Annotated in this window: 19 protein-coding genes; 5 read left to right on the top strand and 14 right to left on the bottom strand. The window is 71.1% G+C overall.

Annotated features, from left to right (window positions below; all coding sequences use genetic code 11):
- Nucleotides 1-32 precede the first annotated feature (32 nt).
- The 5 genes from O7597_RS10675 to O7597_RS10655 form a co-directional block, all read right to left on the bottom strand.
- Complete coding sequence (locus tag O7597_RS10675; RefSeq protein WP_281582626.1) at nt 33-983, bottom strand: MarR family transcriptional regulator; 951 nt, start codon at nt 981-983, stop codon at nt 33-35.
- A 164-nt stretch (nt 984-1,147) separates the two neighbouring features.
- On the bottom strand, nt 1,148-1,486 hold the full coding sequence (locus tag O7597_RS10670) for an Lsr2 family protein (RefSeq protein ID WP_281582625.1): 339 nt from the start codon (nt 1,484-1,486) through the stop codon (nt 1,148-1,150).
- Between the two features lie 132 nt (nt 1,487-1,618).
- On the bottom strand, nt 1,619-2,779 hold the full coding sequence (locus O7597_RS10665; protein WP_281582624.1) for an FAD-dependent monooxygenase: 1,161 nt from the start codon (nt 2,777-2,779) through the stop codon (nt 1,619-1,621).
- A gap of 241 nt (nt 2,780-3,020) precedes the next feature.
- The gene (locus O7597_RS10660) at nt 3,021-3,515 is read right to left on the bottom strand and encodes a hypothetical protein (protein ID WP_281582623.1); all 495 of its coding nucleotides are present in this window, start codon (nt 3,513-3,515) and stop codon (nt 3,021-3,023) included.
- Nucleotides 3,516-3,622: 107 nt separating this feature from the next.
- Nucleotides 3,623-4,357, bottom strand: coding sequence for a hypothetical protein (locus O7597_RS10655; protein WP_348650796.1), 735 nt, complete (start codon nt 4,355-4,357; stop codon nt 3,623-3,625).
- Between the two features lie 440 nt (nt 4,358-4,797).
- On the opposite strand from O7597_RS10655, the gene O7597_RS10650 reads away from it, so the two are divergent.
- The gene (locus O7597_RS10650; RefSeq protein WP_281582621.1) at nt 4,798-5,289 is read left to right on the top strand and encodes a hypothetical protein; all 492 of its coding nucleotides are present in this window, start codon (nt 4,798-4,800) and stop codon (nt 5,287-5,289) included.
- Here the strand turns inward: O7597_RS10650 and O7597_RS10645 are convergent.
- From O7597_RS10645 to O7597_RS10630, 4 genes are all read right to left on the bottom strand, one after another.
- On the bottom strand, nt 5,264-6,238 hold the full coding sequence (locus O7597_RS10645) for a replication-relaxation family protein (RefSeq protein ID WP_281582620.1): 975 nt from the start codon (nt 6,236-6,238) through the stop codon (nt 5,264-5,266). The two genes, O7597_RS10650 and O7597_RS10645, sit on opposite strands and share 26 nt — an antisense overlap.
- 212 nt (nt 6,239-6,450) lie before the next feature.
- Complete coding sequence (locus O7597_RS10640; protein ID WP_281582619.1) at nt 6,451-8,940, bottom strand: DUF87 domain-containing protein; 2,490 nt, start codon at nt 8,938-8,940, stop codon at nt 6,451-6,453.
- Between the two features lie 97 nt (nt 8,941-9,037).
- Nucleotides 9,038-10,822 carry an SCO6880 family protein gene (locus tag O7597_RS10635; protein ID WP_281583231.1) on the bottom strand — a complete coding sequence of 595 codons (1,785 nt, stop codon included), beginning with the start codon at nt 10,820-10,822 and terminating at the stop codon, nt 9,038-9,040.
- A gap of 5 nt (nt 10,823-10,827) precedes the next feature.
- Entirely contained in the window at nt 10,828-11,787 is a 960-nt protein-coding gene (locus O7597_RS10630; protein WP_281582618.1) for a PrgI family protein, read from the bottom strand.
- 165 nt (nt 11,788-11,952) lie between these two features.
- Between O7597_RS10630 and O7597_RS10625 the strand changes: the two genes are divergently transcribed.
- Complete coding sequence (locus tag O7597_RS10625; protein ID WP_281582617.1) at nt 11,953-12,741, top strand: hypothetical protein; 789 nt, start codon at nt 11,953-11,955, stop codon at nt 12,739-12,741.
- Nucleotides 12,742-13,107 carry a hypothetical protein gene (locus O7597_RS10620; RefSeq protein WP_281582616.1) on the top strand — a complete coding sequence of 122 codons (366 nt, stop codon included), beginning with the start codon at nt 12,742-12,744 and terminating at the stop codon, nt 13,105-13,107.
- Between the two features lie 38 nt (nt 13,108-13,145).
- On the opposite strand, the gene O7597_RS10615 is transcribed toward O7597_RS10620, so the two are convergent.
- The 3 genes from O7597_RS10615 to O7597_RS10605 form a co-directional block, all read right to left on the bottom strand.
- The gene (locus O7597_RS10615; protein ID WP_281583230.1) at nt 13,146-14,060 is read right to left on the bottom strand and encodes a conjugal transfer protein TrbL family protein; all 915 of its coding nucleotides are present in this window, start codon (nt 14,058-14,060) and stop codon (nt 13,146-13,148) included.
- Nucleotides 14,061-14,075: 15 nt separating this feature from the next.
- Complete coding sequence (locus O7597_RS10610; protein WP_281582615.1) at nt 14,076-14,447, bottom strand: pilin; 372 nt, start codon at nt 14,445-14,447, stop codon at nt 14,076-14,078.
- 453 nt (nt 14,448-14,900) lie between these two features.
- Nucleotides 14,901-15,770, bottom strand: a complete 870-nt coding sequence (locus O7597_RS10605) for a hypothetical protein (RefSeq protein WP_281582614.1) — start codon at nt 15,768-15,770, stop codon at nt 14,901-14,903.
- 702 nt (nt 15,771-16,472) lie between these two features.
- Here O7597_RS10605 and O7597_RS10600 point away from each other — a divergent pair.
- Both O7597_RS10600 and O7597_RS10595 read left to right on the top strand, forming a co-directional pair.
- Nucleotides 16,473-17,324, top strand: a complete 852-nt coding sequence (locus tag O7597_RS10600) for a hypothetical protein (RefSeq protein ID WP_281582613.1) — start codon at nt 16,473-16,475, stop codon at nt 17,322-17,324.
- Nucleotides 17,317-18,234 carry a DNA methyltransferase gene (locus tag O7597_RS10595; RefSeq protein ID WP_281582612.1) on the top strand — a complete coding sequence of 306 codons (918 nt, stop codon included), beginning with the start codon at nt 17,317-17,319 and terminating at the stop codon, nt 18,232-18,234. The genes O7597_RS10600 and O7597_RS10595 overlap by 8 nt, the downstream gene beginning before the upstream one ends.
- A gap of 420 nt (nt 18,235-18,654) precedes the next feature.
- Here the strand turns inward: O7597_RS10595 and O7597_RS10590 are convergent, their stop codons facing one another.
- On the bottom strand, nt 18,655-20,859 hold the full coding sequence (locus tag O7597_RS10590) for an ABC transporter ATP-binding protein (protein ID WP_281582611.1): 2,205 nt from the start codon (nt 20,857-20,859) through the stop codon (nt 18,655-18,657).
- A gap of 12 nt (nt 20,860-20,871) precedes the next feature.
- Nucleotides 20,872-21,990, bottom strand: a complete 1,119-nt coding sequence (locus O7597_RS10585) for a hypothetical protein (RefSeq protein WP_281582610.1) — start codon at nt 21,988-21,990, stop codon at nt 20,872-20,874.
- Nucleotides 21,991-21,993 lie beyond the last annotated feature (3 nt).

Below are 21,993 nucleotides of genomic sequence, written 5' to 3'. Positions count from 1 at the left end.
CCGCCCCCGGGCTGCCACGGGTGAGGGCGCCGCTACGCGGCCTGGTACGTCGCGACCGTGGTGTCCAGTCGCGTGACGGTGCCGGCGATGACGAGCTTGTCCAGGGCGTTGGCCACCGCTCCCGCGCTGGCCTTGTTGACGTCGCCGCCGTCGTGGGCCTGGTTGATCAGCTTGCAGATCTCGGCGATTTTGTAGGCGGAGTCCGGGTGGCGTCGCAGCAACTGCTGCACCTGGTCGCGTAGCTCGCCCTTGCGGCGTCGGGGCCGCGCCGACGTCCGGCGGCCGTCGCGCTGCGGTGTGCTGTCGGCCGATTGGTTGGCCTGCGCCGGTTGCGGGTGCGCGACGTGCGTCGGTGAGGTGGCTTCCGAGACGCTGGCACGGTCATCGGGGCCCGGTTCGTCGCCGGGCTGGTCCTCGCCGGCATCGCTGCTCGCCGCAGCACCTTCGGGCGGCGACGCCGATCGGCTGTCTCGCGCGGGCGGTGCTTCCGGGCCGGGCTCTGCCTGCTGTTCGGGGGTCTGCTCGATCGTCACGGCCGGAACTACCGCCTGCTGCTGCGGCGGCGTGCTGGTCTGGTGGTGGGGTGCCGTCGTGTCGTCGGTGTGCTGGTCGGGAGGCTGGTGGTCTTCGGTGGGGGCGGCGGTCGTGGGCTGCAAGTCCTGCTCCGGCGGGCCGCCGCCGCGCGGCGGTTCGTCTGCGGCGGGGTCGTCGTCGGGTGGTGGGGCAGGCGGGTTGCGGCTGCCGTCGGCGACAGCCGCGGCGGCTGTGGCGCCGGTGTCGGTCACCTGCCACAGCGTGGTGCGTTGCTCGGTGCGGATCCGCTCGGCGTAGCCGGCGCTTTCCAGTTCCCGCAGTTTGGGGGTGGTCGTGGGGTAGGCGATGCCGACGGACGCGGCGATGCTCGCGGCGGTGGCCGGGCCGCGCTCGGCGAGCGCGGTCAGCACCCGCTCCAGAGTGGACGGATTCGTGGTGCTGTCGATCATGCGATTCCTTCCTGCCTACAGCGGTCGCATGGGTGAGGCGTGCACTCATGCACGCTTCGACCCGAGCCCGGATCAAGTCGTGTGGGATGAAGTCCCCGCCGACGGGCCGCGAGCCCCCGAACCACGACCGGCGAGTGGGGGTGTCGCGGCCCGTATCGGCTGGGCTAGCGGGCGGCGGTGTAGGCGTCGCGGACGGCCGCCGGGATCGCGCCCCGGTTGCGCGGTTCGGGTAGCTGCTGCTCGCGCCAGTGGGTGGCCCACCACCGTCGGATGTCGGCATTACGGCCGGCGCCGGTGTTCTTCGGTGTCGGTGTGGTGGTGGGTTTCGGGAGGCGGCGGGCGACGGCGATGAAGGGCTGGAAGGCGGCGGCCATCCGGTCGAAGTTGGGGCGGGACAGGTCGATCTCGTACCGCACGCCGTTGAAGGCGAACTGGTAGGTGCCGACCTCGTCGGTAGATCCGTCGAGGTCGTCGTAGACGACGCTGGTGGTTCTGATAGCCATCGGTTCGGGTCCTTTCGCATCGGAGACACAAGAAAGCCCCCGGACCGGTACGGCAGCGGGGGCGAGGAATGGGGGATCGCGGGTCTGGGTGCAGCGGGCGGATCCCCTGCGGCGCGGTGGAGGCGGTGGGGGCTATGGGGTGCCGAGGCCGAGCTTGGCGCCGATGACCGGGCCGTGCCGTACCGCGGCGACGGCGGCCGGCAGGTGCCGGCGTTGCCAGCCGTGCAGGGCAGCGGGCAGGTCGGCGTCGTAGCGGCGGTGCTGGGTGAGCGCGACGGCCAGCCCGGCGGCCTGCTCGATGCCGTTGTTGGCGCCGCGTGCGGTGTGCGGGCGCACCGGGGCGAGAGCGTCACCGAGCAGGACCGCGTGCCCGTCACCGACCGGCCACACCATGCGGGTGGGCGGGTCGATGTCCAGCACCGGCACGGCCATCCGGGTGGTGGTGGCCGCCACGACAGCCGCATGCTCCGGCGGCAGCAGCTGCGCGGCGTGCTCGTCGACATCGGCGCGGGCGGCCGGGGTGATGTGCCGGGGCAGGGCGAACACGCGCCGGGTGGGCTCCGCCCCGAAACGCCGCTCGTACTGCGCAGCGGTGCAGCCGAGGTAGAACGTCCAGTCGCAGCCGCCCGGCACCGGCGCGATATTGAACTGGACGCCGGGGCAGGGCTCCAACCGGAGAAAGTCGTGCAGGCCGGGCTGCGGGGCGCGGTCGGTGATACCGCGGTGCGCGACGTAGCCGGCATAGCGCAACACCCGTACCGGGTCCAGCAGCTGGCGGCCGATCGAGGACCGGCCGTCGGCGAACACGACCAGGTCAGCCGGGTCACGGCGGCCGTCGGCGAAGGTCAGGACCGGCCGGCCGCCCTCGTGGGTCAGACCGGTGACCCGCATGCCCGTGCGCACCACGCCCGCCGGAACCCGCGCGGTCAACGCGCGGTGCAGCAGCGTCCAGGTGGTGTTGCGGCCGGGATAGGTGCGCAGGACCGTCTGGTGCGGCCGGCGGTCGCGGACTGCGACCTGCCGGATCGTCTCGGAGTCGTAGGCGACGACCTCGCGCTGGGCGATCCCGAGACGGTCGAGCACGTCGAGCGCGGTGTGTTCGAGGCCGATCAGCCCGCCGCCGCGCGGGGCGGACGGCGGCATGGCTTCGTAGACGGTGACGTCGAAGCCGGCCCGCAGCAACAGCAGGGCGACCACGGGGCCGGTCAGGCTGCCGCCGACCACGGCGACGCGCAGCCGACGCACACCACCGACCGGGGCGGTGCGGGTGGCGGGAGCAGGGTTCGGGTCCATCAGGGTTCCCTTCGAGGTAGGGGTGGGAACCCGGGCACGGCCCTATGGCCGTGCCCGGGGGTGCGCCTTGTGCGCGGGGGTCGGCCGGGCAACGGCCAGGTCGTGCGAGTGCGGGCGGGTCTCAGTCCGAGACGAAGACGGTCGACAGGCGGCAGCGGGAGACCCGGCGAGATCCGGAGGCGGGCCGGCCACGCCGGCGATCACCGCAGGTGTCTGCCCGGGACGAGGTGTAGGTCGGCCCTTACGCGGGCCCGGCGGGTTCCGACGCCCCAGCCCGGGGCGGCCGGCGGGACCGCCGGGTGCGAGGCCGGCGGCGGGCGACGGCCAGCCGCAGGTCGGTGTCGATGGTGACCATGTCGAAGCCGGCGGCGTGGCCGGCGCGGAGCAGATCGAGCAGCCTCCCGTCGCCGAGGACGATCCGAGCCTGGATGAAGGTGTGCTGGCGTGGTGGACCGCCGAGCCATTCGGTCCAGGTGATGCCGTGGATAAACCGGCGACCGTCGGCCGTGCGGTGGAACGGCTCCGCGGCGGCGTCGTCCGCGGCCGGGCTCGGCTGGACGTTCCCGTCGAGGTAGAGGCGGTCGTCGAGGTCGCTGCCGCAGTCGCGCATCAGGTGCAGCGCCGGTGGAACATCAGCGGTGATGGTGCCATCGAGGTCGACCCGCTGGCGGGCGGCAGCCGCGGCGTCGGCCAGTCGCCGGACCGTCGTCAGGTCGAACCAGAGTCGCAGGGGCATGCGAGGTCACCCTTTCGAGGACTGGGGCACTCGGGTTGAGGTGGTTGGGGTCATCACGGCCGCCGGACGCGCGGCAGCCGCTGCTGCGGACCCGGTCGGTCGTGTGGTCACGACTGGAGGTCGACGGCGAACAGCCGCTGGTCCTCGTCGAGGGAGTCCAGATGGCGGGCGGCCTGCTCGAGATAGGTGATCCGGTCGGCGAAGTACGCGCTGGCCGGTTGCAGCCGGTCGCCGCCGGCGGTGAGGAACGCGTCGGTACACAGCGCCCACAGGGCGTGGTAGTTGGCGTACGCGCTGGCACCAGCCTGGAACATCTCCAGGTCTCCCACGTCGAGGCGGCCCGGCCCGTACGTGGCGGCGTTGTGCATCCGCACGGCCTGCACCCGCGGCTGCCGGTGGAACTCCGCGGTCGCCATGTCTATCGGGTAGGCCGCCGGGTCGGACAGATGCCGCTGCAGGAACACCGGCCACGCCGTGGCGGCCTTCGTTCCCGCGACCACGCGCGCCCAGTGGGCGTGGCGCACGGTGGCCCCGACATAGGCGCCGTGACGCATGCCGGCCAGATCGAGCAGCCGGATGGGCCCTCCGGCGCAGTACCGGGGTCCGGCCGCCGTCTTGCGCAGGTCGATCAGCTGCCGACGCTGCCACGGGTAGAGGGCAGGCGACGCCCAGAACCGGGGGCAGCTGCTGCCCGCCACACCGAGGTGGCGTTGCAGGTTCCGGGTGCTGTCGAGCACCTGGGACAGGTCCCCGGACACGCAGACGATCATGGTGCGGACGACTGCCGGCGGTATGGCCACGGAGGCCGGGGTGGTTGTGGCAGGGGGCGTCCTTTTGGCCATGCGGTTCTCCTCGCTGGTGGGCGTGCTGCGGGCACGCGGAGGTGGCCGGGCCACTGGATGCGTGGTCGCCGACTGATAGGGGCTGGGAGTGGTGCGGGGTGGTGGTGCGACCGTCGGGGTCGTCGCGGGCTGCTGGGCCGACCAGGCCGGTGAGGGCGGGTGGGCGTCAGGCGCCGGGGTGCGGCGACGGGGGTCCGAGGGTGGGACCGACCGGGGTGGAGATAGATGAGGGTGTTGTTGTGCCGTGAACCGTAGCGGCCCGATCTGTCAGCACGGAGAGAGCAGCAGAATCAGCGAAAGGCTGGTGACCTGCGGTGTCAGCAGCGGGCGGCAGTCAAGAACGGCTCGGGTAGCGGCCTTGACAGAAAGTCGTGATCTGACAGGGAAGAGCCCCGTCTGTCCCTTGGCGGCAGGTTGACAATGGACGCTAGGTTCCGGCCATGGCGGGGTTCTGGGACGTGATCGACGCCGTCGGGTCGTTCGGCAGCATGGCCCTGGCGGGAGCGGCTGGCTTCGTCGCCTACCGGCTCTACAGCGTCGAGTCCGAACGCGACCGCAAGGCCGAGGAGCTGCAACGGCAGCAGGCGGCGGACCGGCTGCGCCAGCAGGCCGCAGGCGTCGGTTTCTGGCACGACGCCGCGCGGGACACCTATTGCGTCTTCAACGCGTCATCGCTGCCGATCTACCAGGTAGTCGTCTGGAGATCGTCGGTGGGGAGGAACCAGGCGGCCAAGGTTCATCCCGCGCTGCGCCCCAACGAACTACTCGAAGTGCCTGACGGCAGGAAACGGCCCGCGGCAACAGGCGTGCAGACGGTCACTCTCGTGCGGCGCGGCGACGACACCAGCGTCGTGCGTTTCGCCGACAACGCGAACACGTGGTGGGAGCGAGACCTGCAGGGTTCGCTCAGTCAGGTCGAGCCGCCGCTGTAGTGACTGCCGCAGGTTCACCACTGCTGGGACACGTCACTGTCGGCGGGGTGGTCGCAGTGTCCTGGACGGCCCCCGCATCGCGGTGAACGAACCGGTTCGGGTTCGTGGCCGCGTGCGGGCCGTGGTCACTGGGAAGTTCGTGCAGGTGCCGCAGCCGGTCGGGGTCGCTGGTGAGGGTCCAGACGCGTCCGGCGGGGTCGGTGCCGTGCACGGCGGTGGCTACCGGCATCGGCGTGGGGGTGCCGGTGAGCGCGTCGAGGAGGTGGCGTTCGCGGGCCCGGCTGGGCAGATGGAACAGGACGGGGTAGCGGGGGCCGAATTCGGTGACTCGTTGGTAGGCGCGCAGTTTGGCCAGGACTCGCCCGAGGGGTTCGGTGCCGTTGTCGTGTTCGAGGAAGAACCCGACGGTGGTGTCGTCGACGGTCCAGATGCCGTGGCCGTCGGGTTGGATTCCGGCGGCGCCGTAGGCGTTGGTGGTGTGTTGTTCGGACCACCATCGGTGCAGGCGCGTGTGGGGGTGGGTGCGGGTGTGGGCGATCAGGTCGGTGAAGAAGTCGTTGACGCCGAGGAGGTGGCGCAGTTTGCGGCTGCCGATGATGCGGTCGGCCCGGCTACGGCTGCTGCGGGGCGGTTTGGCGGCGGGGTTGTCGGGGTCGTGGTAGGCGTCGCGGTGCAGGCGCAGCCCGAGTGGTCCGAGCGCGTACAGGTATTGGGTGGAGTCGGCGGCGCTGGTGTCGACGAACCGGTCGACGGCGGTGATGCGGTGCAGCAGGGTCAGCCGCAGCCGGGCGCTGCGGTCGGACGGGAACAGGGCTTTGGTGATCTGGCGGGTGGACAGCAGGTAGTGCTCGGCGAGCCAGGACAGCAGCAGCCGGTCCCGGGGGGTGAGCCGGCGGGTGTGCCGGTAGGGGTCGGACGAGGCGGCGCGAGGCGGAAGACGACCGGACACGGGCAGGTGCTCCTAGGGAGAGTGAGCCCTCCTTCCGGAGGGTGTCTGAGTGAGCCCCGACGACACTGGCGAGTCGGCAGGCCGCGGTGCGGCACGAACAGCGCGGTCACGGGTTCTGTCAGCCGGTGTCGTCGGTGCGGGGTGGAAGGGGCGGTGGATCCCGTCGGGGATCCCGGCACGGAAGCCGGCACCGGCCGGGGTGACAGGACTGGTCAGGGCGAGTTCCTGGCGGGCCTGCGGCGCCGGTCGTCGGGTCGCTGGCTGTGCCGTTTGACCAGAGCGTCGATCGCGGACGGGTCCTGGGCGGGCATCGCGGTGGCGACCTGCTGGCGGATCGCGGTGGCCTCGCCGATGACCGGCAGCGGCGGGCGGGTCCGCAGGGTGAACGCCGGGGTCTGCCGGCCGTCGACGACCAGCCGACCGACGGCGGTGTACGCGTTGAGGTGGGCCAGGTCGTGCTCGTCCAGCTCGGGCAACGTGTGCCGGGCCAGCACGCGGGCGTCTTCCGGCGCGACACTGAAGTAGATCTTGTTGCGGGCGTTCGCGGACACGGCGGCGAGCAGCTCGCGGGGGAACTGGGCGAGGTCCTGGTGTGCGAGGGTCATCGCGAGGCGATACTTGCGGGCCTCGGCCAGCATCGTGTCCAGACTCGCGGCCAAGGTCAAGAAGTTCTGCGCCTCGTCGAGGTAGATCGCGCAGTCCCTGCGCCGCTCGGCGGGGATGCTGGCGCGGGCGGTGGCGGCCTGCCAGACCCGGGCCAGGATCAGCGAGCCGAGCAGCCGGCTGGTGTCCTCACCCAGCTCGCCTTTGGGGATGCGGACCAGCAGCACCCCACCGTCGAGGATCGTCGACATGTCGAAGCTGGACCGGGGGAAGCGCATCGTCGTGCGGACGAAATCCCTGAGCAGGAAGGCGCGGAGCCGGGCCAGGACGGGGCCGATGATCTGGGAGCGCAGCGCGGGGGACAGGTCGTCGTACCACTGCCAGAAGCCGTGCAGCCCGTCCGGGTCGTCCAGGTCGACGGTCATCGCCGACCGGAACTGGGCGCTGGTGAGCAGGGGCGGGATGTGTTGGAGGGTGACATTGGCGTGCCGCAGCAGGGTCAGGCACGACACCCGCATCACGTCGTCCATCCGCGGCCCCCACGCTTTGGAGAAGATCGACCCGAAGATGGACACGAGGTTGTCGACGACCAGGTCATGGTCGTCGCCTTCGAGGGGGTTCATCGCCGGCGGGTTGGGTTGGGCGGGATCGAACAGCACCACCCGATCGGCCACGGTGGCGGGAATCCGGTCGAGGACGTCGAGGACGAGATCGCCGTGCGGGTCCAGCACGACCGTGCCGCGCCCGGCCCGAATGTCATCGACGATCAGGCTGACCAGCAGGGTCGTCTTACCCGAGCCGGTCTGACCGACCAAATGGGTGTGGTAGCGGGCGTCCGGCACCGACACCGCGACCGCGTGCCCGCCGACCTCGGCGTCACCGAGCACCTTGCGGCCCCGCCCACCCCCGGGCACGGCGACCGGGGCCGGCATCGACTTGGCGCGGGCACGGTCCAGTCCGGGCACGGCGAGGTCACGCGGCAGCCCCGCCATCGCGGCGAGCTCCGGCGTCGAGGTGAGAAACCCAGGCCCGAGGCGCCGCGCCGCGATCACGTGGACGGGGCGGCGCATCCGGGTGCGGTGCGCGAGGCGGTTGCGGCCGGCGTAGACGGCGAACGACGACGCGACCGCGTCGGCGACTCCCCGCAGCCGGTGATACGGCAGCGTGCCGTCCCGCAACGGCCGGGCGGCGACCGCGTACCGGATGCCGGTCTCCCACAACTGGTGGGACGTCTTGTCCAGGACCGCCCGCACATCCCGCTCCACCCTCGGGTCCCGGCGACCGACCGGCGCCACGCTGCCGCGGGACCGGGTGGGACCGGGCAGGAAGATACCGATCAGCTCGGTCAGCGGCGCGGCGAGATTCACCGACGGCACGCCGCTGGTGCCCTGCCGCAGCCGGCCGGCGGCCCGTCGTGCCCGCCCGGCGCGGCGGGCCGCGGCGGGACGGGCGAGGATCTGCACACACGCGTGCTCACCGGCGTGCAGTTGGGCGCCGGCGGCCATCAGGGCGCGCAGCGGGTCGGCGTCGTGGTCGGCGGCCAGCGGTAGCCACTCCGCGGCCACGGGCAGCAGATGCCCACCCACCGCCGCGGTGGCGGTGGTGGTGGGGATCGGGTCCGGGGCGGGTGCGGTGGTGGTGGCCGCGGCGGGCCACGCCGCGCGGACGGCGGCTTCGACCGCCCCGTTCGGGACGGTGCCGGGCACCCACACCGAGATCACCAGCCGTCGGTCGGTCCAGGTGTACTGCCAGACGATGTGCGGGATGCCGTAGAGCAGCCGCCGACGGCGGGACGGGGTGAGGATGCCGGCCAGGTTCGCCCACAGGGCGGCGGCGCCGTGCTGGTCGACCTCAGGTGGTGGGGCGATGGTGACCAGGCGGGCACCGGCGGCGTGGTAGCGGTGTCGCCACAGGGCGACAAGGTTCCGCCCGGCGACCCAGGCGCCGAGCAGGAGGCCGGCGACGCCGAGCAGCCAGGGCCGCTCGATGGCCCAGTGCGCTGCCTGCAGCACCCATCCGGTGACAGGTGGAGCAGGGATCGTCGGATCGGGATCCGGATCGACAGTGGATGGTGACAGGGAAAGCCAATGGGTTGCCATGCGGGTGTCCTTCGCGGGGGAGGCGAACGGCAGGCGGACGGCGCCGCACCCGTGCTGGGATGCGGCGCCGTCCGCCTGCCGTGTCGGTGAGCGGGGTCTAGACGCGGTCGGTGTCGTCGACCAGGTCGAGGGGGTGGGTGGTGGCCAGGGCATGCTCGGTGTCGCTGGAGATCGCCTCGAACGCGGTGCGGTTGGTGCCGCTGATCAGCAGCCCGTGACCCCGGTCGGCGGTGAGGAGTAGGCGTCGTTCACCGGCGGTCAGGCCGAAGGCGTCACCGACGGCGTCGATGGCCTGCGGGGCCTGGCGCAGCAGGATCTGGGTGGCGGCGTTGGCGACGACGGCGTGGCCGAGGTCGGTGCCGAGCACGTCGGCGGCGTCCTGGGTGACCACGGTCAGTCCGGTGTGGCGTTTACGGCCCGCTTTGGACAGGCGGAACAGGAACTTGGCGCCTTCGCCGTCGCGCATGAGCAGCCACGCCTCGTCGACCACGACGATCCGCCGCGGTGGGGATGTGTCGGCGGGTGGGGCGTCGACCTGCCGCCAGATCGCGTCGAGGGCGAGCAGGGTACCGACACCGCGCAGCTCGTCGGGCAGCTGCCGCAGCGACCAGACGACCAGGTGGCCGTCGGGTCGGGTGGTGCTGGGCCCGTCGAACAGGTCTTTGAACGAGCCGTCGATCCAGGGTGCGAGTCGGGCGGCGAGCTGCCCGGCGGCGGGGTCGGTGTCCGCGGTCAGGGTGGTGGCCAGGTCACGCAGCAGGGGTGCGGGCCGGTGGTGGGTGCGCGGGTCGGCGGTGATCCCGGCCTGCCGGTAGACGGCGAGGATGGCACGGTCCAGGGCTGCCCGCTCGGCCGGTGGCGGCTGGCCGCCGACGAGGACGGCGATGAGGGTGTGCAGGAACAGTCCGCGGCGGGTGAGCACGTCGGGGCGGGTGTCGCCGGCGGGCAGGTCGAGGGGGTTGATCCGCACCCCAGGGGCGCCGAGCCGCACGGTCGTGCCGCCGACGGTGTCCGCGAGGCGGAGGTATTCGTCTTCCGGGTCGATGATCGACACGTGGACGCCTGCGTACAGGTGCCGCAGCGTTTCCAGTTTGACGAAGTAGCTTTTGCCGGCGCCGGATCGGGCCAGCACCACGGCGTTGTAGTTGTCCTGGGCGAAGCGGTCCCACCAGACGACCCCGGTGCCGGTCGGGTTGATGCCGTAGAGGACGCCGCCGGTGGGCGCGGGGTCACCGGGTAGCGGTGCCGGCAGGTCGGGTGAGGCCAGGGGGAACGCGGCGGCGAGCGCGTCGGTGTCCATGGTGCGGGGCATCCGCAGCCCGTCGTAGGCCAGCGGCAGGGTGGTGGTCCAGCCGGCGAGTTGCCGCCAGGTGGCCGGCTGCACCTCCAGCAGGGTGGACGCGGCGGCGGCCTTGACCTGGGCACACGCCTGGATGAGTTCGTCCTCGGTACGGGCGTGTACGGTGACGTACACGCCGACGCGGAACAGCTTCGCCGCGCCGCGGGCGAGCCGGTCGGCCAGGTCCGTGGCATCGGCCGCGGCGGCCTCGGTGTAGGGGTCGGCGAGGGCGCCCCGGTCGGCGTCGAGACGCCGCGAGGACTCCAGCCGGGCGCGTTGCTTGCGTAGCCGGGCGGCGGCGACCGGCGCGGGCAGCGGGTCGATGTGCAGGGCGACGTCGACCCGTCCGGGGTAGGACAGCAGCGGCTCCAGCCACGCGGGTCCGACCTCGGCCGGGTAGCCGGTGACCACGAGGGTGGCGGTGTAGCCGTCCCCGACGCGCAGCCACCGCGGTGTCACCTCAACCGCGGCAGGCCCGACCGCGCCAGCCAACCCAGTCGAACCATCACCGGCCACAGCCGTGTGGGGACGGAGTCGTCGAATGCCGATCACCGGGTTCTCCTTCCAGCGGACGTGTGGTGGGCGGTGACGGTGATGACCGTGCCCGGGGCAGCCAGGCCACCCGGGCGCGGCGGCCGGTAGGGATCGGCGGCAGCGGCGAGCGCCGCGGTGGCCGCCGACCCGTCGAGGACGCGGGCGGCCACACCGAGCCCCGACAACGCGCGGACGGTGTCGTCACCACGGCGCCGCGCACCCTGATCGCCGCCGCCGGTGCGGGTGACCACGAGGACCTGGCGGCGCAGCGGATCCCGCCGCTGCGCCAGGTCGGCGAGGAACACGGCGTGGTCGGCGCACGCGGCCTCCAGCGCGGGGTGCGGCTGCGTGCGGGCGGCATCGGCCACCGCCCGGGCGTGGGAGGCCAGGTCGACCGGCTGCGCGGACACGAGCACCTGCGTCGGCGCGGACAGGCTGTTGAGCCACCGACCGAACCCGTCAATGAGAGCGGCCTGCTCGTCGGCGGTGCGCAGCGTCAGGTTGACGGTCCCGGCGGCGACGATCGCCGCCCGGTCACCACCCACGGTGATCTCACCGCCGTCGTCGATCGCGGTCGCGGGCAGCCGCAGCGGCGCCGGCAGCGGCAGTCGCGTCGTCGGCGGTTGCACCCACTCGGGCACTACGGCCGCGGCTTCCCCGGCCGGCGCGAGGCCTTTCGGGCTGCGGGAGTGACGCGCCGCGTGGAGCAGCCACACGTCCATCGGCAGTCCGTCACGGCGGCCGAGGACCAGGCCGACCACGACACCGCCGACGACCACGCCAGCGACGACGATGACCTCAAGCGGCAGCACGGCCCGCAGCCCGCTACCGGCGCTGTAGAACAGCAGCCCGGCGACCGCGAGGATGGCCAGCTGCCGCCAGGTCAGCCCGTAGGCGACCTTGTCCGGCGCGTCGACGTCGGCGGGAACCCGCGCCCGGAAGGGCTCCTCTGTGGCGCTACTCTTCGTACTCATTGATGATCACTCACCTTTTCCGTGTTGTGGATGCCAGGCGGTGGTGCTGGTGGCGCGGCACCGAGGCCCGGACTTGCGTGTGGGGTTGAAGGAGGGCACCGGGCTCCCGTTGCCCGAGCAGTGGGCGCCCGTCGGTGGGCGACGATCGTGGAAGGACCCGAGGCGATGACTGGTTGGTCTGCGGTGGCCGGCACCCACGCGTTCGTGGTGCCGGGCGAGGAACAGGCGCGGGCACTGGCCGAGGACCTGGCCGCGTACGGCTTCTCCCTGGTCACGGCCAGACCGGCCCGCCATGCGGCAGGGTGGGCCGTGACCGCCTTCGACGAGGGCCCCTACCCGCCGGACGCCACCGGACACCGCACCATTGACGCGGTCGGGAGGCAGGCTGCCGCGGTGGCACGCCGGCATGCCGGCTATCCCGACGGCGGCAGCCGCTGCGACTCGTCCCTGCTCGCACGGATCCGGCCGGTGAACACCCCGATCGAGCACACCAACCCCGGTGCCCGGCCGCCGGTCCCGGACGTTGTCATCGGTGCCGCGTCGCCGCCCGCGAGCCTGGCCCTGGCACCCGACCAGGTTCGGGACGTGCCGATCGATCTGTCCGGGTTGGACGAGATCGCCTGGGCGGATCTGGAGCACGCCCATGGGACCGCCGACGATGTTCCCGATCTGGTGCGGGCGCTGGCCGACCTGTACGGCGACTGGGAGCAGACCCTCGACGAACTGTTCGGCGACGACCTGCTGCACCAGGGAACCTGCTACACGGCGACCGCGCCGGCGTTACCGTTCCTGACCCGCATGATCGCCTCCGGGGCGCTGCCGGCCAAGCAGCGGCTCGACCTGCACGTGTGGCTACTCATCGCGGCCGGCCGCCGCGCCGAGGATCTCCTCGGCGACGCCGACTACGCCGCCATCAAGGGCCGGCCACCCGCCGTCGACGAACAGGTCCAGTAGGTGCACCACGCCGTCGGCGCGCAGCTTCCCGCGCTACTGGCCCGATGGGACAGCGAACCGCCCGCCATCCAATACGCGTTGGCCTGCCTGGCAGCGCTGTACCCCCACCACGCCCACCCCGTCGGCGAGGCCATCGCGGACATGGCCGACCAGTTCGACGGGACGCGGCCAGGCGCGTACCTGAACCTGGCGCACGCCCTCGTACGAGGTCAGGACGATGAGGCCCTGGCCATCGCGACCGACATCGTCGGATGGGAACCCGACCACGACGCCGCATTGTTGGACGCACCCGACGTTCCGGCGGCGGTCAAGGCGAGCCACATCCTGACCCGGGGAGCCCTACGAGTCCTCAGCACCACCCGGTAGTCCACCGCCCGCGTGACACCGGCCGCCGCCGTCGTCGGTCATCTCCTGAGTGTTCTGATGACGGACAGGCCGGGAATGCTGCGGGCGACCTGCTGCACGACGACGACCCGCACGACCGTGCCGAGGAACGCGGTCGGGCCGCGTCCGCCCTGGCTGGCCCACCGACCGACCAGCGCGGGAATCTTCACCGTCGTCCACAGCAGGACGATCACGATGAACAGGTTCAGCACACCCCCGGGCTCGACCGGCAGTCCCAGGACGGGCAGCAGATGAGCCTCGTCCAGCAGCATCCACTGACCGGCGGTGAGGGTGAACGCCTGAGCAGTCGGGATCACCAGGCAACCGCCGTAGGCGCGCCACCACATCCGGGCGATGCCCTCCAGGGCGGGCACGGCATGGCAGGCCAACGCCAACGGCGCGATCGCGGTCATCACCAGCAGGGCGATGAACCGGCCGATCAGCTGGAACGCCGTCATCACGATCAGCACCGTGATGACCAGCACGAGGATGAGGAACAGCAGCGACGCGGTCGCGTCACGCCCAGCGTCGACGTGCCGGCGCACCGCCGCGAACGCGCTGTCCCCGTCGTAGGTGCCCTCACTGACAGCTCCGGTCAGCGCGTTGGCGACAGTGATCAGCTGCCCGCACAGCAGCTGGGAGACATGCGCGGCGACGAACCCGACGACCAGCCGCGGGACGAGGTCCTTCACGGTGTAGCGGGACTGCTCGTTGCCGCCGGACACCATGACCATGACACCGGCGGCGACGAACACCAGCACGAACACGGTGTCGACGATCCAGATCGACCGGCCGGTCAGGGCCCGCACCTGAGGCAGCGCCGTGACCTGCGGGGTCGTCAGCAGCACATCGGTGATCAAACCGAACACCGCGTTGAGGCAGGCCAGGACCGCCTCGATCAGCCACTCGACGACCTGGTCGAGGATCGGACCCATCATCCAGCTCACGGCTCACCCCCCGACGACGCCCTGCATCAGCTGCAGCAGAACCGGAGCGAGCACCGCCAGGCCGTAACCGACCAGGGCGTTGCGCAGCGCACTCTTGGCCTTGTCGACCTGGCCGGGGTCACCGCCCGCGGTGGCCCAGTAGACCCCCGCGAGCACCAGGAACAGCGTGGCGATCCCGGCCAGCAACCCCATGATCAGATTGCGGAGATTGGTGATGACGACCGGCAAGCTGTTCGCCGCCAGATAAGGCCCGTCGCCTGCCGAGGCGTGGGCGACACTCGGCGAGGCGAGGACCAGAACAGCGAAACCCGCCGCCGCGACAATGCTGGCGACGCGGCGGACATTCGGGGAACGGGTGCTGCGGATGTGGAACATGCGGTTCACCTCCCACCCCGCCGCTCATCGGGCGGGGCGATAGCCGGAACAAGGGGGTCGCCGTCGAGCGCGAGGTCGGCATGCCGCACCTGCCTCGGGAGGAGCTGGCCTCCCTTACTGGGTGGTTGCGGTCATCGATGAGGTGTCAGCGCATGCGATGGCGCGGCACCCGAGGGGACACGGCGTCGCTCCCGCTGCTCGACGGCGGACAGGATCCGCACCAGCCCTGCAGTGCTGCTCGTGGGGTCCCGCACCTACCAACCGCCGTGTGTCAGCCGTGGCGAACACGTGCCGGCCTGACAGCGCTCTGACACGCCGTCGCGAATCTCTGACACCGCGAGCAGGAACACCCGGCCCTCATCTGGCGTCAGAGCCGAGCCGGTGCGGCTTGAACGGGTGTGGGCCTGACGCTGATGCGCCAGGCCCACACCCGTCAGATGACGCAACAACTCCTCAGGTGGCTCCCACCACGCGGCGAGTGCCGGCCCTGCCGGCACGGATACGGCTGCGACGCTGGGCCCGCGCCGCCGTGGCCGCGACCGCAGCGGCCGACGCGACCCCGGTCAAACTTCCCTCCGCCACGGCCCGCGACAACCGGTCATCGGCACGCGCCAACCGCATCCGCAGCGCATCCACGGTGATACCGAGCCGGGCCGCGATCGGTTCCGGTGCCCGCCGACCCAACCGCACCTCGATCCACGGCTGCACGTCCGCCTCGTCGATGATCCGCAGGATGCCTGCACGCCGCACCAGCAGATCCGGGTGACCGTAGGGAACCATCGGCGTCCGGGACCCGGGCACCACATGCTCGATGTCCTCGACCGGCACCACCTGGTCGTCGGCCAGCCGCACCTGCCGCCCGGCCCGAAACGCCGCCATGGTCAACGACGCGTACACCGCCGGCCCCGTCAGGTCACAGTGATCACGCAACGCCTCCAGGAAACCCGTCAGCACCTCGTTGTCGATGTCGGCAGCATCACCCCGGTACCCGGCAGACAACTGCCCGGCGATCCGCACGAGCGCGGGCATCGCCATCCCGACCGCGGCAATCGTCCACTCCTTGCCCCGCAACCGGGCCCGCAGCACCAGCTCCCGCCACACCGCATCACGACCCGCGTACCCGCCGGGATGGGTCAGCAGCCAATCCCGCAGTACCGGCAACGGCACGACACCGCACGGCAGTACCAGGTCCTGGTCGATGTCACGCGCCAGCCGGTCACAGTCGATGGCCAGCGGCGCCGGCCCGCGCGTCAGCGCCACGAACGCCGCGTCAGCGGCCAGTAGATGAGAGGCCGGCCAGTGCAAGGTGTCGGACACGAACATGTCAGAACTCCAGAAGACAGAGGGCGGACACGACTGCGGTGATGCCGCCGACGGACATCGGCGGACCCCGTGCTTGCAGTACGTCACCGGTGTCTGTCCGGGGCATGACAAACGCGCCCCGGGCCTGTCGCCGACCACGGCCACCCGGGGTCTGACGCCAGGCCTCTCCGCCGGCCGATGACACCAGCCCTGGCCCACGCGGCGGCCCCTTGACCTGCGCTGTCAGCCCGACGACTGCAGCGAATTCCGCTCCGAGCATTGCTCATCGCGACTCCTGCAGCCGTTCTGCCGAAACCCGCCGGACTGTCAGAACCGGACGTCTGACACCACGTCGCTGACAGAATCCGCCTGCCCATCCCGGGCTCGTGTCCGGGCAGGGATGTCAGAGGTGTCCGCCGATGACAGGGACATGCCAGCGTCCGCGGCGTCGGTGAAGGACGTCGCGGACGGGGTAGGCGCCGGACATGTCCCTGTCGACGGTGACCGTGCTGTCCGACGTCGACGTCCCTGCCGCATCCGCCGAGGTCGGACCGGACAGTGGCCTGCCCGGACACCGCCGCCACCGCGACGTGGTCACCGTCGGCGTCCCTGCGCTGTCAGGCCGGTTGGCGTCCCTGTCAGATCGGCAGGTGTTCGCTCCGGCTGACAGACACCGATTGGTAGACGTCAGCGCATCACGGCGCGGCGCGGAGCCGACACCACATGAGCGAGCACTCCACGCCACAACCCGCCCACCCGGACGGCACTACCCACGTCCCTGCCATGGATCTGATCACCGGCGACCCGCCGGTGCCGATCACCGTCTGGCGCACCGCCCGCAGCAACAACGACCACCCCGGCATCTCCCGCCGGCTGGCCTACCGGCTCGTGGCCGCCTACAGCCGACCCGACGACGCGGTCGTCGACCTCACCGACACACACCTGCTGACCACCGCCTGCCGGCGCGGCAGACGCCGCCACCACCCGGCCTGGTTCACCGGCGACCCGGCGCTGGTCATCGGCCCCGCCACCCCGCACCACCCGGACACCTCCGACGACCCGAATACCGACGGACCGGATGAGGCGCCAGCATGGTTCGGCGACGACCTCACCGACGGTGACCCGGCACCCGCCGACAACCCACCCCACGCACTCGACGGTGGCGGTGACGATCTTCAAGGGCGCACCAGTCTCGTCGTGGCCACCTGGCCCCTGGATGCCAGCAGCGACACCGCCAACCGCGTGCGCCTGGCATGGTTGCTCGCCGCATGCACCCGGCTGCTGCGCCCCGGCGGATGCCTCGTCCTCGTCGTCGTCCCCGCCGGCACGATCGCGACACCCGAGGACTTCACCCCCGTCGTCGACGCCGCTGCCAGCGCCGGACTCGGATACCTGCAACACATCGTCGCGGTCACCGCCGACACCGACGGCGACCGATTCACCTACCACGCCACCGACGAGGAACTGCTGTCCCTCGCCCGCGCCACCGGCGCCGAGCAGATCGTCCTCCACGTCAAGGTCCACGCCGACCTGCTCGTCTTCACCACCCCACCCGGCGGCGACCGGCATGCCTGACCCCGAACCGCAGCCTCCCACTGGCACACCGGACAGCCCCGACACGACCGCGGCCTGGCCGCAGGACCTGTCGGTCTGGGCGACCGCCCAGTCGACCGGCCCCGTCCAACGGCGCGGCCGATACGTGCCCCAGTCGGTCAAACACCCCGCCCGGATGCTGCCGGCGATCGCCGCCCACGCAGTGCGCTCCTACACCCAGTCCGGCGACCTGGTCCTCGACCCGATGTGCGGCATCGGCACCACCATCGTGGAAGCCATCCACGCCCACCGCGACGCCATCGGCGTCGAATACGAATCCCGCTGGTCCGACATCGCCGACCTCAACATCACCCACGCCCACCGACACGGCGCCACCGGACGCGGCTCCGTCATCCGCGGTGACGCCACCCGCCTCACCGCCCTGCTCCCCGCAACCCTGCACGGACAGGTATCCCTGGTCGTGACCTCACCACCGTACGGACCAACCGTGCACGGCCTCGTCCGACCCGGCACCGACGGCGTCACCAAGTTCGACAACCGCTACGGCGACGACAAAGGCAACCTCGCCTACCGCAACTCCCTGGCCGCGCTGGTCGACGGGTTCACCGACATCCTGCGCGGCTGCCACACCCTCCTACGCCCCGGCGGAGTCGTCGTGGTGACCGCCCGCCCATGGCGCAAACGAGGCGAACTGGTCGACCTACCCTCAGCAGTCCTGGCAGCTGGCACCGTCGCCGGCTTCACACCCCTCGAACGGTGCGTCGCCCTGCTCGCCGCCGTCCGCGGTGGCCGCCTGATCGCCCGGCCGTCGTTCTTCCAACTCCAACAGGTCCGCAAGGCCAGAGCCGGCGGCGTGCCGATGCACCTCATAGCCCACGAGGACGTCCTCGTCCTCGGCAAGCCCCAGAAGCCGCGAACCGAATTGACGTGACCATCGCACCCAGGGCCACGAAGGCGAGGGCGGGCAGGGCCCCTCCACAGCGCTGTCCCGCACTGGCCGACCTCGACAGAGCTGCGGGTGGAGACGCACAGCCGAAGCAAGGATAGGTGCGGCTGCGAATGCGCAACGACGCTAAGCGGCCTATTTCCGCCGACTACTTGGCGGCGATCCGCGTCGGTGACATTGCGTAACAGGGTTCTCTGGTGATCGCGTTGCCAAACCGGTCGTCTGGATTGTTGAAAGCTATTTGCACGGATGCGGACTTCCGGACACAAGCTGGCATGACTCCGGCTCCGAGCGGTCAGCATCGGTGCGTACGAGGATGACACGCTGCCGCTGGCAAGTACCAGATCGTGTCCGTCGCATGATCCGGAAAGTGGAAGGTGCCGAAGACTCGGAACAGACGGGCGGCTACTCGATTTTTCGGTGCCAGCGGGTCCGCAGCAGGGTCGCCGCGAGCCAGAGTGCCCCCGCCGTCACCGCGATCAGTGCCGCCAGCATCGCCCAGTAGCGCCATGCCTCCGGTCGCCACATCGCGTCGGTGTACAGCCGGCCCCGCCGTTGGGCGTTGAGGTCCGCATAACCGCCGGCGGCTGCCAGACCGAGGCGAGCAGGGAGCACGACGGCGGGGGCTGCCAGCCACGCTGGCAGATGGAAGAGCGAGCCGTTGAGCACCACCTGCGCGATGGCCAGGACGGTACTGGCGGTCACGGCCTGCGGCACTGTCCGCGCCGCCGCAGAGATGAGCACGCCCAACGCCATCGAGGCGACCAGCAGGAGGAATAGCACGACGAAAAGGCTGGTAACCGGCGGTACTCCGAACGCGGGTGCGAAGCCGTCGCGGCGAGTCAGGAACGCCACCGTCATGACGGCGGCCAAGCCAGCACATACGACGATGTAGGCGCCAGAGAGTGTGAGGACGAGCTTGCCGGGTCGGACACCCGCCCGCCAGTCGCGCTTGAAGATCGCCTCGCATGTGACGATGTCTAGATATGTAAGCGCGGTGCCGCTTAGCGCGGCGACAGTGACGAGGATCGCTAGCACCTGGGTCAGGTTCGGGTCGGCTCGCAGGCCGCCCGCTGCCGCCGCCACCGCCGCCCCACCCAGGGGCAGGGCGAGCGTACCTACGCCGTACCAGGGTCCTCGGCGTAGCAGCACCGTGAACTGCCGGCCGAGCGGCGGCTGCGGCAGCCGCAACCAGGGCCGTCGGGGCGCCTGGCGCTCCCGATCCGCCTCCGGATTGCGCCGCCCGGCTGCCTCCAGCAGATCGGTCCAGCCGGTTTCGGCGGCAGCCACGACGAATTCGTCCGGGCGGCCGGCGCGTGCCAGCCGTCCTCCGGCGTTAAGCAGCAGCACTTGGTCGGCTTCGGCGACATGCGCCACGGTGTGAGTGTTGATAACAACAGTGCAGCCGGCGCGGCTGATCCGGCGGAGGGTACGCATCAGCTCACGGTCCAGTGCGAGATCAAGACCGCTGGTCGGCTCGTCGAGCAGCAACAGGCGCGGCCGGCCGACCAACTCGATGCCGATCGACACGCGGCGCCGCTCGCCACCGGAGAGATCGTCGACGCGGGCGTTGCGACGGTGTTCCAACCCGAGGACGTCTATGGCTTCGTCCACCCGGCGATGCCGTTCGGTGGTCGTGGCGTCCGTGGCCAGCCGCAGGCGGGCGGCGCCGTCGAGGGTTTCGGTAACGGTCAGCTCGCCATACAAGTCGTCGCGTTGCGGCACGAACCGCACTAGGTGTTGAAGCAGCCGCTGGTTCCGGCCGGACCTAAGCAGCACGCCACCGACCCGCAGCTCGCCGTCCGTGATGCGGCGTCCGCCAAGGACTGCGCCGAGCAGGGTTGATTTGCCTGCGCCGGACGGCCCGATGACGGCGACCAGAGTACCGGGTACCACTTTGAACGTGAGTCCAGTCAAGGTTGGTCGGCGACCGTTGTGCACGCACAGCCCGGCCGCCGACACCGACAGGCCGCTTGAGCTGGCCGTGGCTGGGACGGCCGGCGGGTCTTGCAGGACGGCTTCGAGGTCGGCGACGCTCAGAAAGCTCTGCCCGACGATCGCTGGGGAGCCCGGGCGCACCGGTGCGGAACTGCAGGAGATTCCGTCGACGAATACGCGGCCACGTACCGCCACGATGAGCCACTCGCCGTCTGCGTCGCGGCGGACCTTTGCGTGCCCGGCAAGTACCGTTGGGTCGTCGACCTCGAAATCGGCACCGGTGCCGACGCGGCCGACGGTGTGCCAGTGATCCGTCGAGGGTGCTGGCGTCAGCCCGGACAGGGCGTGCGGAGGCAGGGGTGGAGTTGCCGACGGCGGTGGCGGTCCGAACAATCCAGTCAGTGACACGCTGGAGCAGCCGGCCAGTCTGACAGTCGCCGAGGCGACAATATCCGCGCTGTTCAGCTGCATCCGTGACAGGGCCTGGTGCTCAGTCGCGTTGAAGACCCACTCGCCGAATGGCCAAAAGACGCCGAGTGCTGATGATCCGTCGATGGGCCCGTCTCCGGGCACGATCGTTGGCTCTGGCCCGGCCAATACTACGGTCCACGGCCGGTCCGGGGTCAGGGTCTGTCGCCGCCCGCTGGGCAGTTCGACGTCGATGGGGCGCAACTGGACTCCGGTTTAGTTAAAAAGATGATCGAGGTAGACGGCGGCTAGAACGGCTACAACGCCGACGGCGACTAGGACCGGCACGAGCATGCGGCGCCGGCGCCGGGGGCCACCGGCCGGTGACTCGGCAGGGTCGGACCAAACGAGTTCTGGTGCCGGGACAGTGGCGGTGACCGGACTGGGAGACTGACGTCCTAGCGGCACCGTCGGCGCCATCACTCTGTCTGCCGCCTGCCGCGGGACACGTAGGGCTGGCTGCTCGGCCGTGACGTGGAACCAGCCTGTATCCAGAATCAGCATGCCGCTCTCGCCCGCGGTGATCCAAGCGCTGGCCCGCTCCTGCCACAGCGGCTGCAATCTCGCGACGTCATCCCGCCTCGTCGCCGAACGGACGAGCAGCTCGACCGTGCTCTTCTGCAGGTACTGCGTGGCGTTGCGCTGCACGTCAGGGCCGAGCCCGCGCAGGGCGAAGTCGTCGAGCAGCACGAAGAAGATGCACCAGGCGAGCTTGGCGAGGTCGCTGGCCGGGCCGGGCGGGTCGCTTATGAGCTCGTTGAAATAAACAGGGGCTGCCGGCGGACCCACCCGGCCCCACATGCCGATCATTGCGTCGCAGTCGACCAGGTAGATCCGGTGATGGTCGGGGCTCACCAGTACGTTGAGGGGTTGGACATCGTTAACGACGACGTCGTAGCGGTGCAGCCACAGCATCACCTTCGCAATGTGCCCGAAGGCGGTGAGGGCCTCGACCGTCGCCGCCTGTAGCTCGGAATGCGGCAGGTCGGGGTCGAGCCGGCGGAGATCCGATAGCGTGCGTGCGGGCTGCCCGCCGGTGGTGAGGCCCGGCGGGGTGCGGGGCATCAACAGGCCGCTCGCCGCGCTGCTGCGGTAGACGACGGCGATCGGCCAAGCGCACCATTCGTCGAGCTGCCGACGATCGTCGTCGGTCAGCATCGAACGCCACTCCACAAGCCGATCAAGCGCGGCAGTGTTCAAGCTGGCCAGATACTGCGTCCGGTACCGCTTGTACAGCATGGCCCGGCCGTCGAGTTCGCACGGCAGGATCTCCGCGGTGCCGCCGGCCGCGATCGGCGGCGGAAAGATCCGCAGCCGTGATTCGTCGATCCGCACGGT

The organism is Verrucosispora sp. WMMC514, from assembly GCF_027497295.1.
Lineage (GTDB): Bacteria > Actinomycetota > Actinomycetes > Mycobacteriales > Micromonosporaceae > Micromonospora > Micromonospora palythoicola.
This window is presented reverse-complemented; position numbering and strand designations above follow the sequence as displayed.

What these genes read in the sequence shown, in the direction of transcription:
- O7597_RS10675 (WP_281582626.1), bottom strand. Translation starts at nt 983, where the DNA reads ATGATCGACAGCACCACGAATCCGTCCACTCTGGAGCGGGTGCTGACC.
- O7597_RS10670 (WP_281582625.1), bottom strand. Translation starts at nt 1,486, where the DNA reads ATGGCTATCAGAACCACCAGCGTCGTCTACGACGACCTCGACGGATCT.
- O7597_RS10665 (WP_281582624.1), bottom strand. Translation starts at nt 2,779, where the DNA reads ATGGACCCGAACCCTGCTCCCGCCACCCGCACCGCCCCGGTCGGTGGT.
- O7597_RS10660 (WP_281582623.1), bottom strand. Translation starts at nt 3,515, where the DNA reads ATGCCCCTGCGACTCTGGTTCGACCTGACGACGGTCCGGCGACTGGCC.
- O7597_RS10655 (WP_348650796.1), bottom strand. Translation starts at nt 4,357, where the DNA reads ATGGCCAAAAGGACGCCCCCTGCCACAACCACCCCGGCCTCCGTGGCC.
- O7597_RS10650 (WP_281582621.1), top strand. Translation starts at nt 4,798, where the DNA reads ATGGCGGGGTTCTGGGACGTGATCGACGCCGTCGGGTCGTTCGGCAGC.
- O7597_RS10640 (WP_281582619.1), bottom strand. Translation starts at nt 8,940, where the DNA reads ATGGCAACCCATTGGCTTTCCCTGTCACCATCCACTGTCGATCCGGAT.
- O7597_RS10630 (WP_281582618.1), bottom strand. Translation starts at nt 11,787, where the DNA reads ATGAGTACGAAGAGTAGCGCCACAGAGGAGCCCTTCCGGGCGCGGGTT.
- O7597_RS10625 (WP_281582617.1), top strand. Translation starts at nt 11,953, where the DNA reads ATGACTGGTTGGTCTGCGGTGGCCGGCACCCACGCGTTCGTGGTGCCG.
- O7597_RS10615 (WP_281583230.1), bottom strand. Translation starts at nt 14,060, where the DNA reads ATGGGTCCGATCCTCGACCAGGTCGTCGAGTGGCTGATCGAGGCGGTC.
- O7597_RS10610 (WP_281582615.1), bottom strand. Translation starts at nt 14,447, where the DNA reads ATGTTCCACATCCGCAGCACCCGTTCCCCGAATGTCCGCCGCGTCGCC.
- O7597_RS10605 (WP_281582614.1), bottom strand. Translation starts at nt 15,770, where the DNA reads ATGTTCGTGTCCGACACCTTGCACTGGCCGGCCTCTCATCTACTGGCC.
- O7597_RS10600 (WP_281582613.1), top strand. Translation starts at nt 16,473, where the DNA reads ATGAGCGAGCACTCCACGCCACAACCCGCCCACCCGGACGGCACTACC.
- O7597_RS10595 (WP_281582612.1), top strand. Translation starts at nt 17,317, where the DNA reads ATGCCTGACCCCGAACCGCAGCCTCCCACTGGCACACCGGACAGCCCC.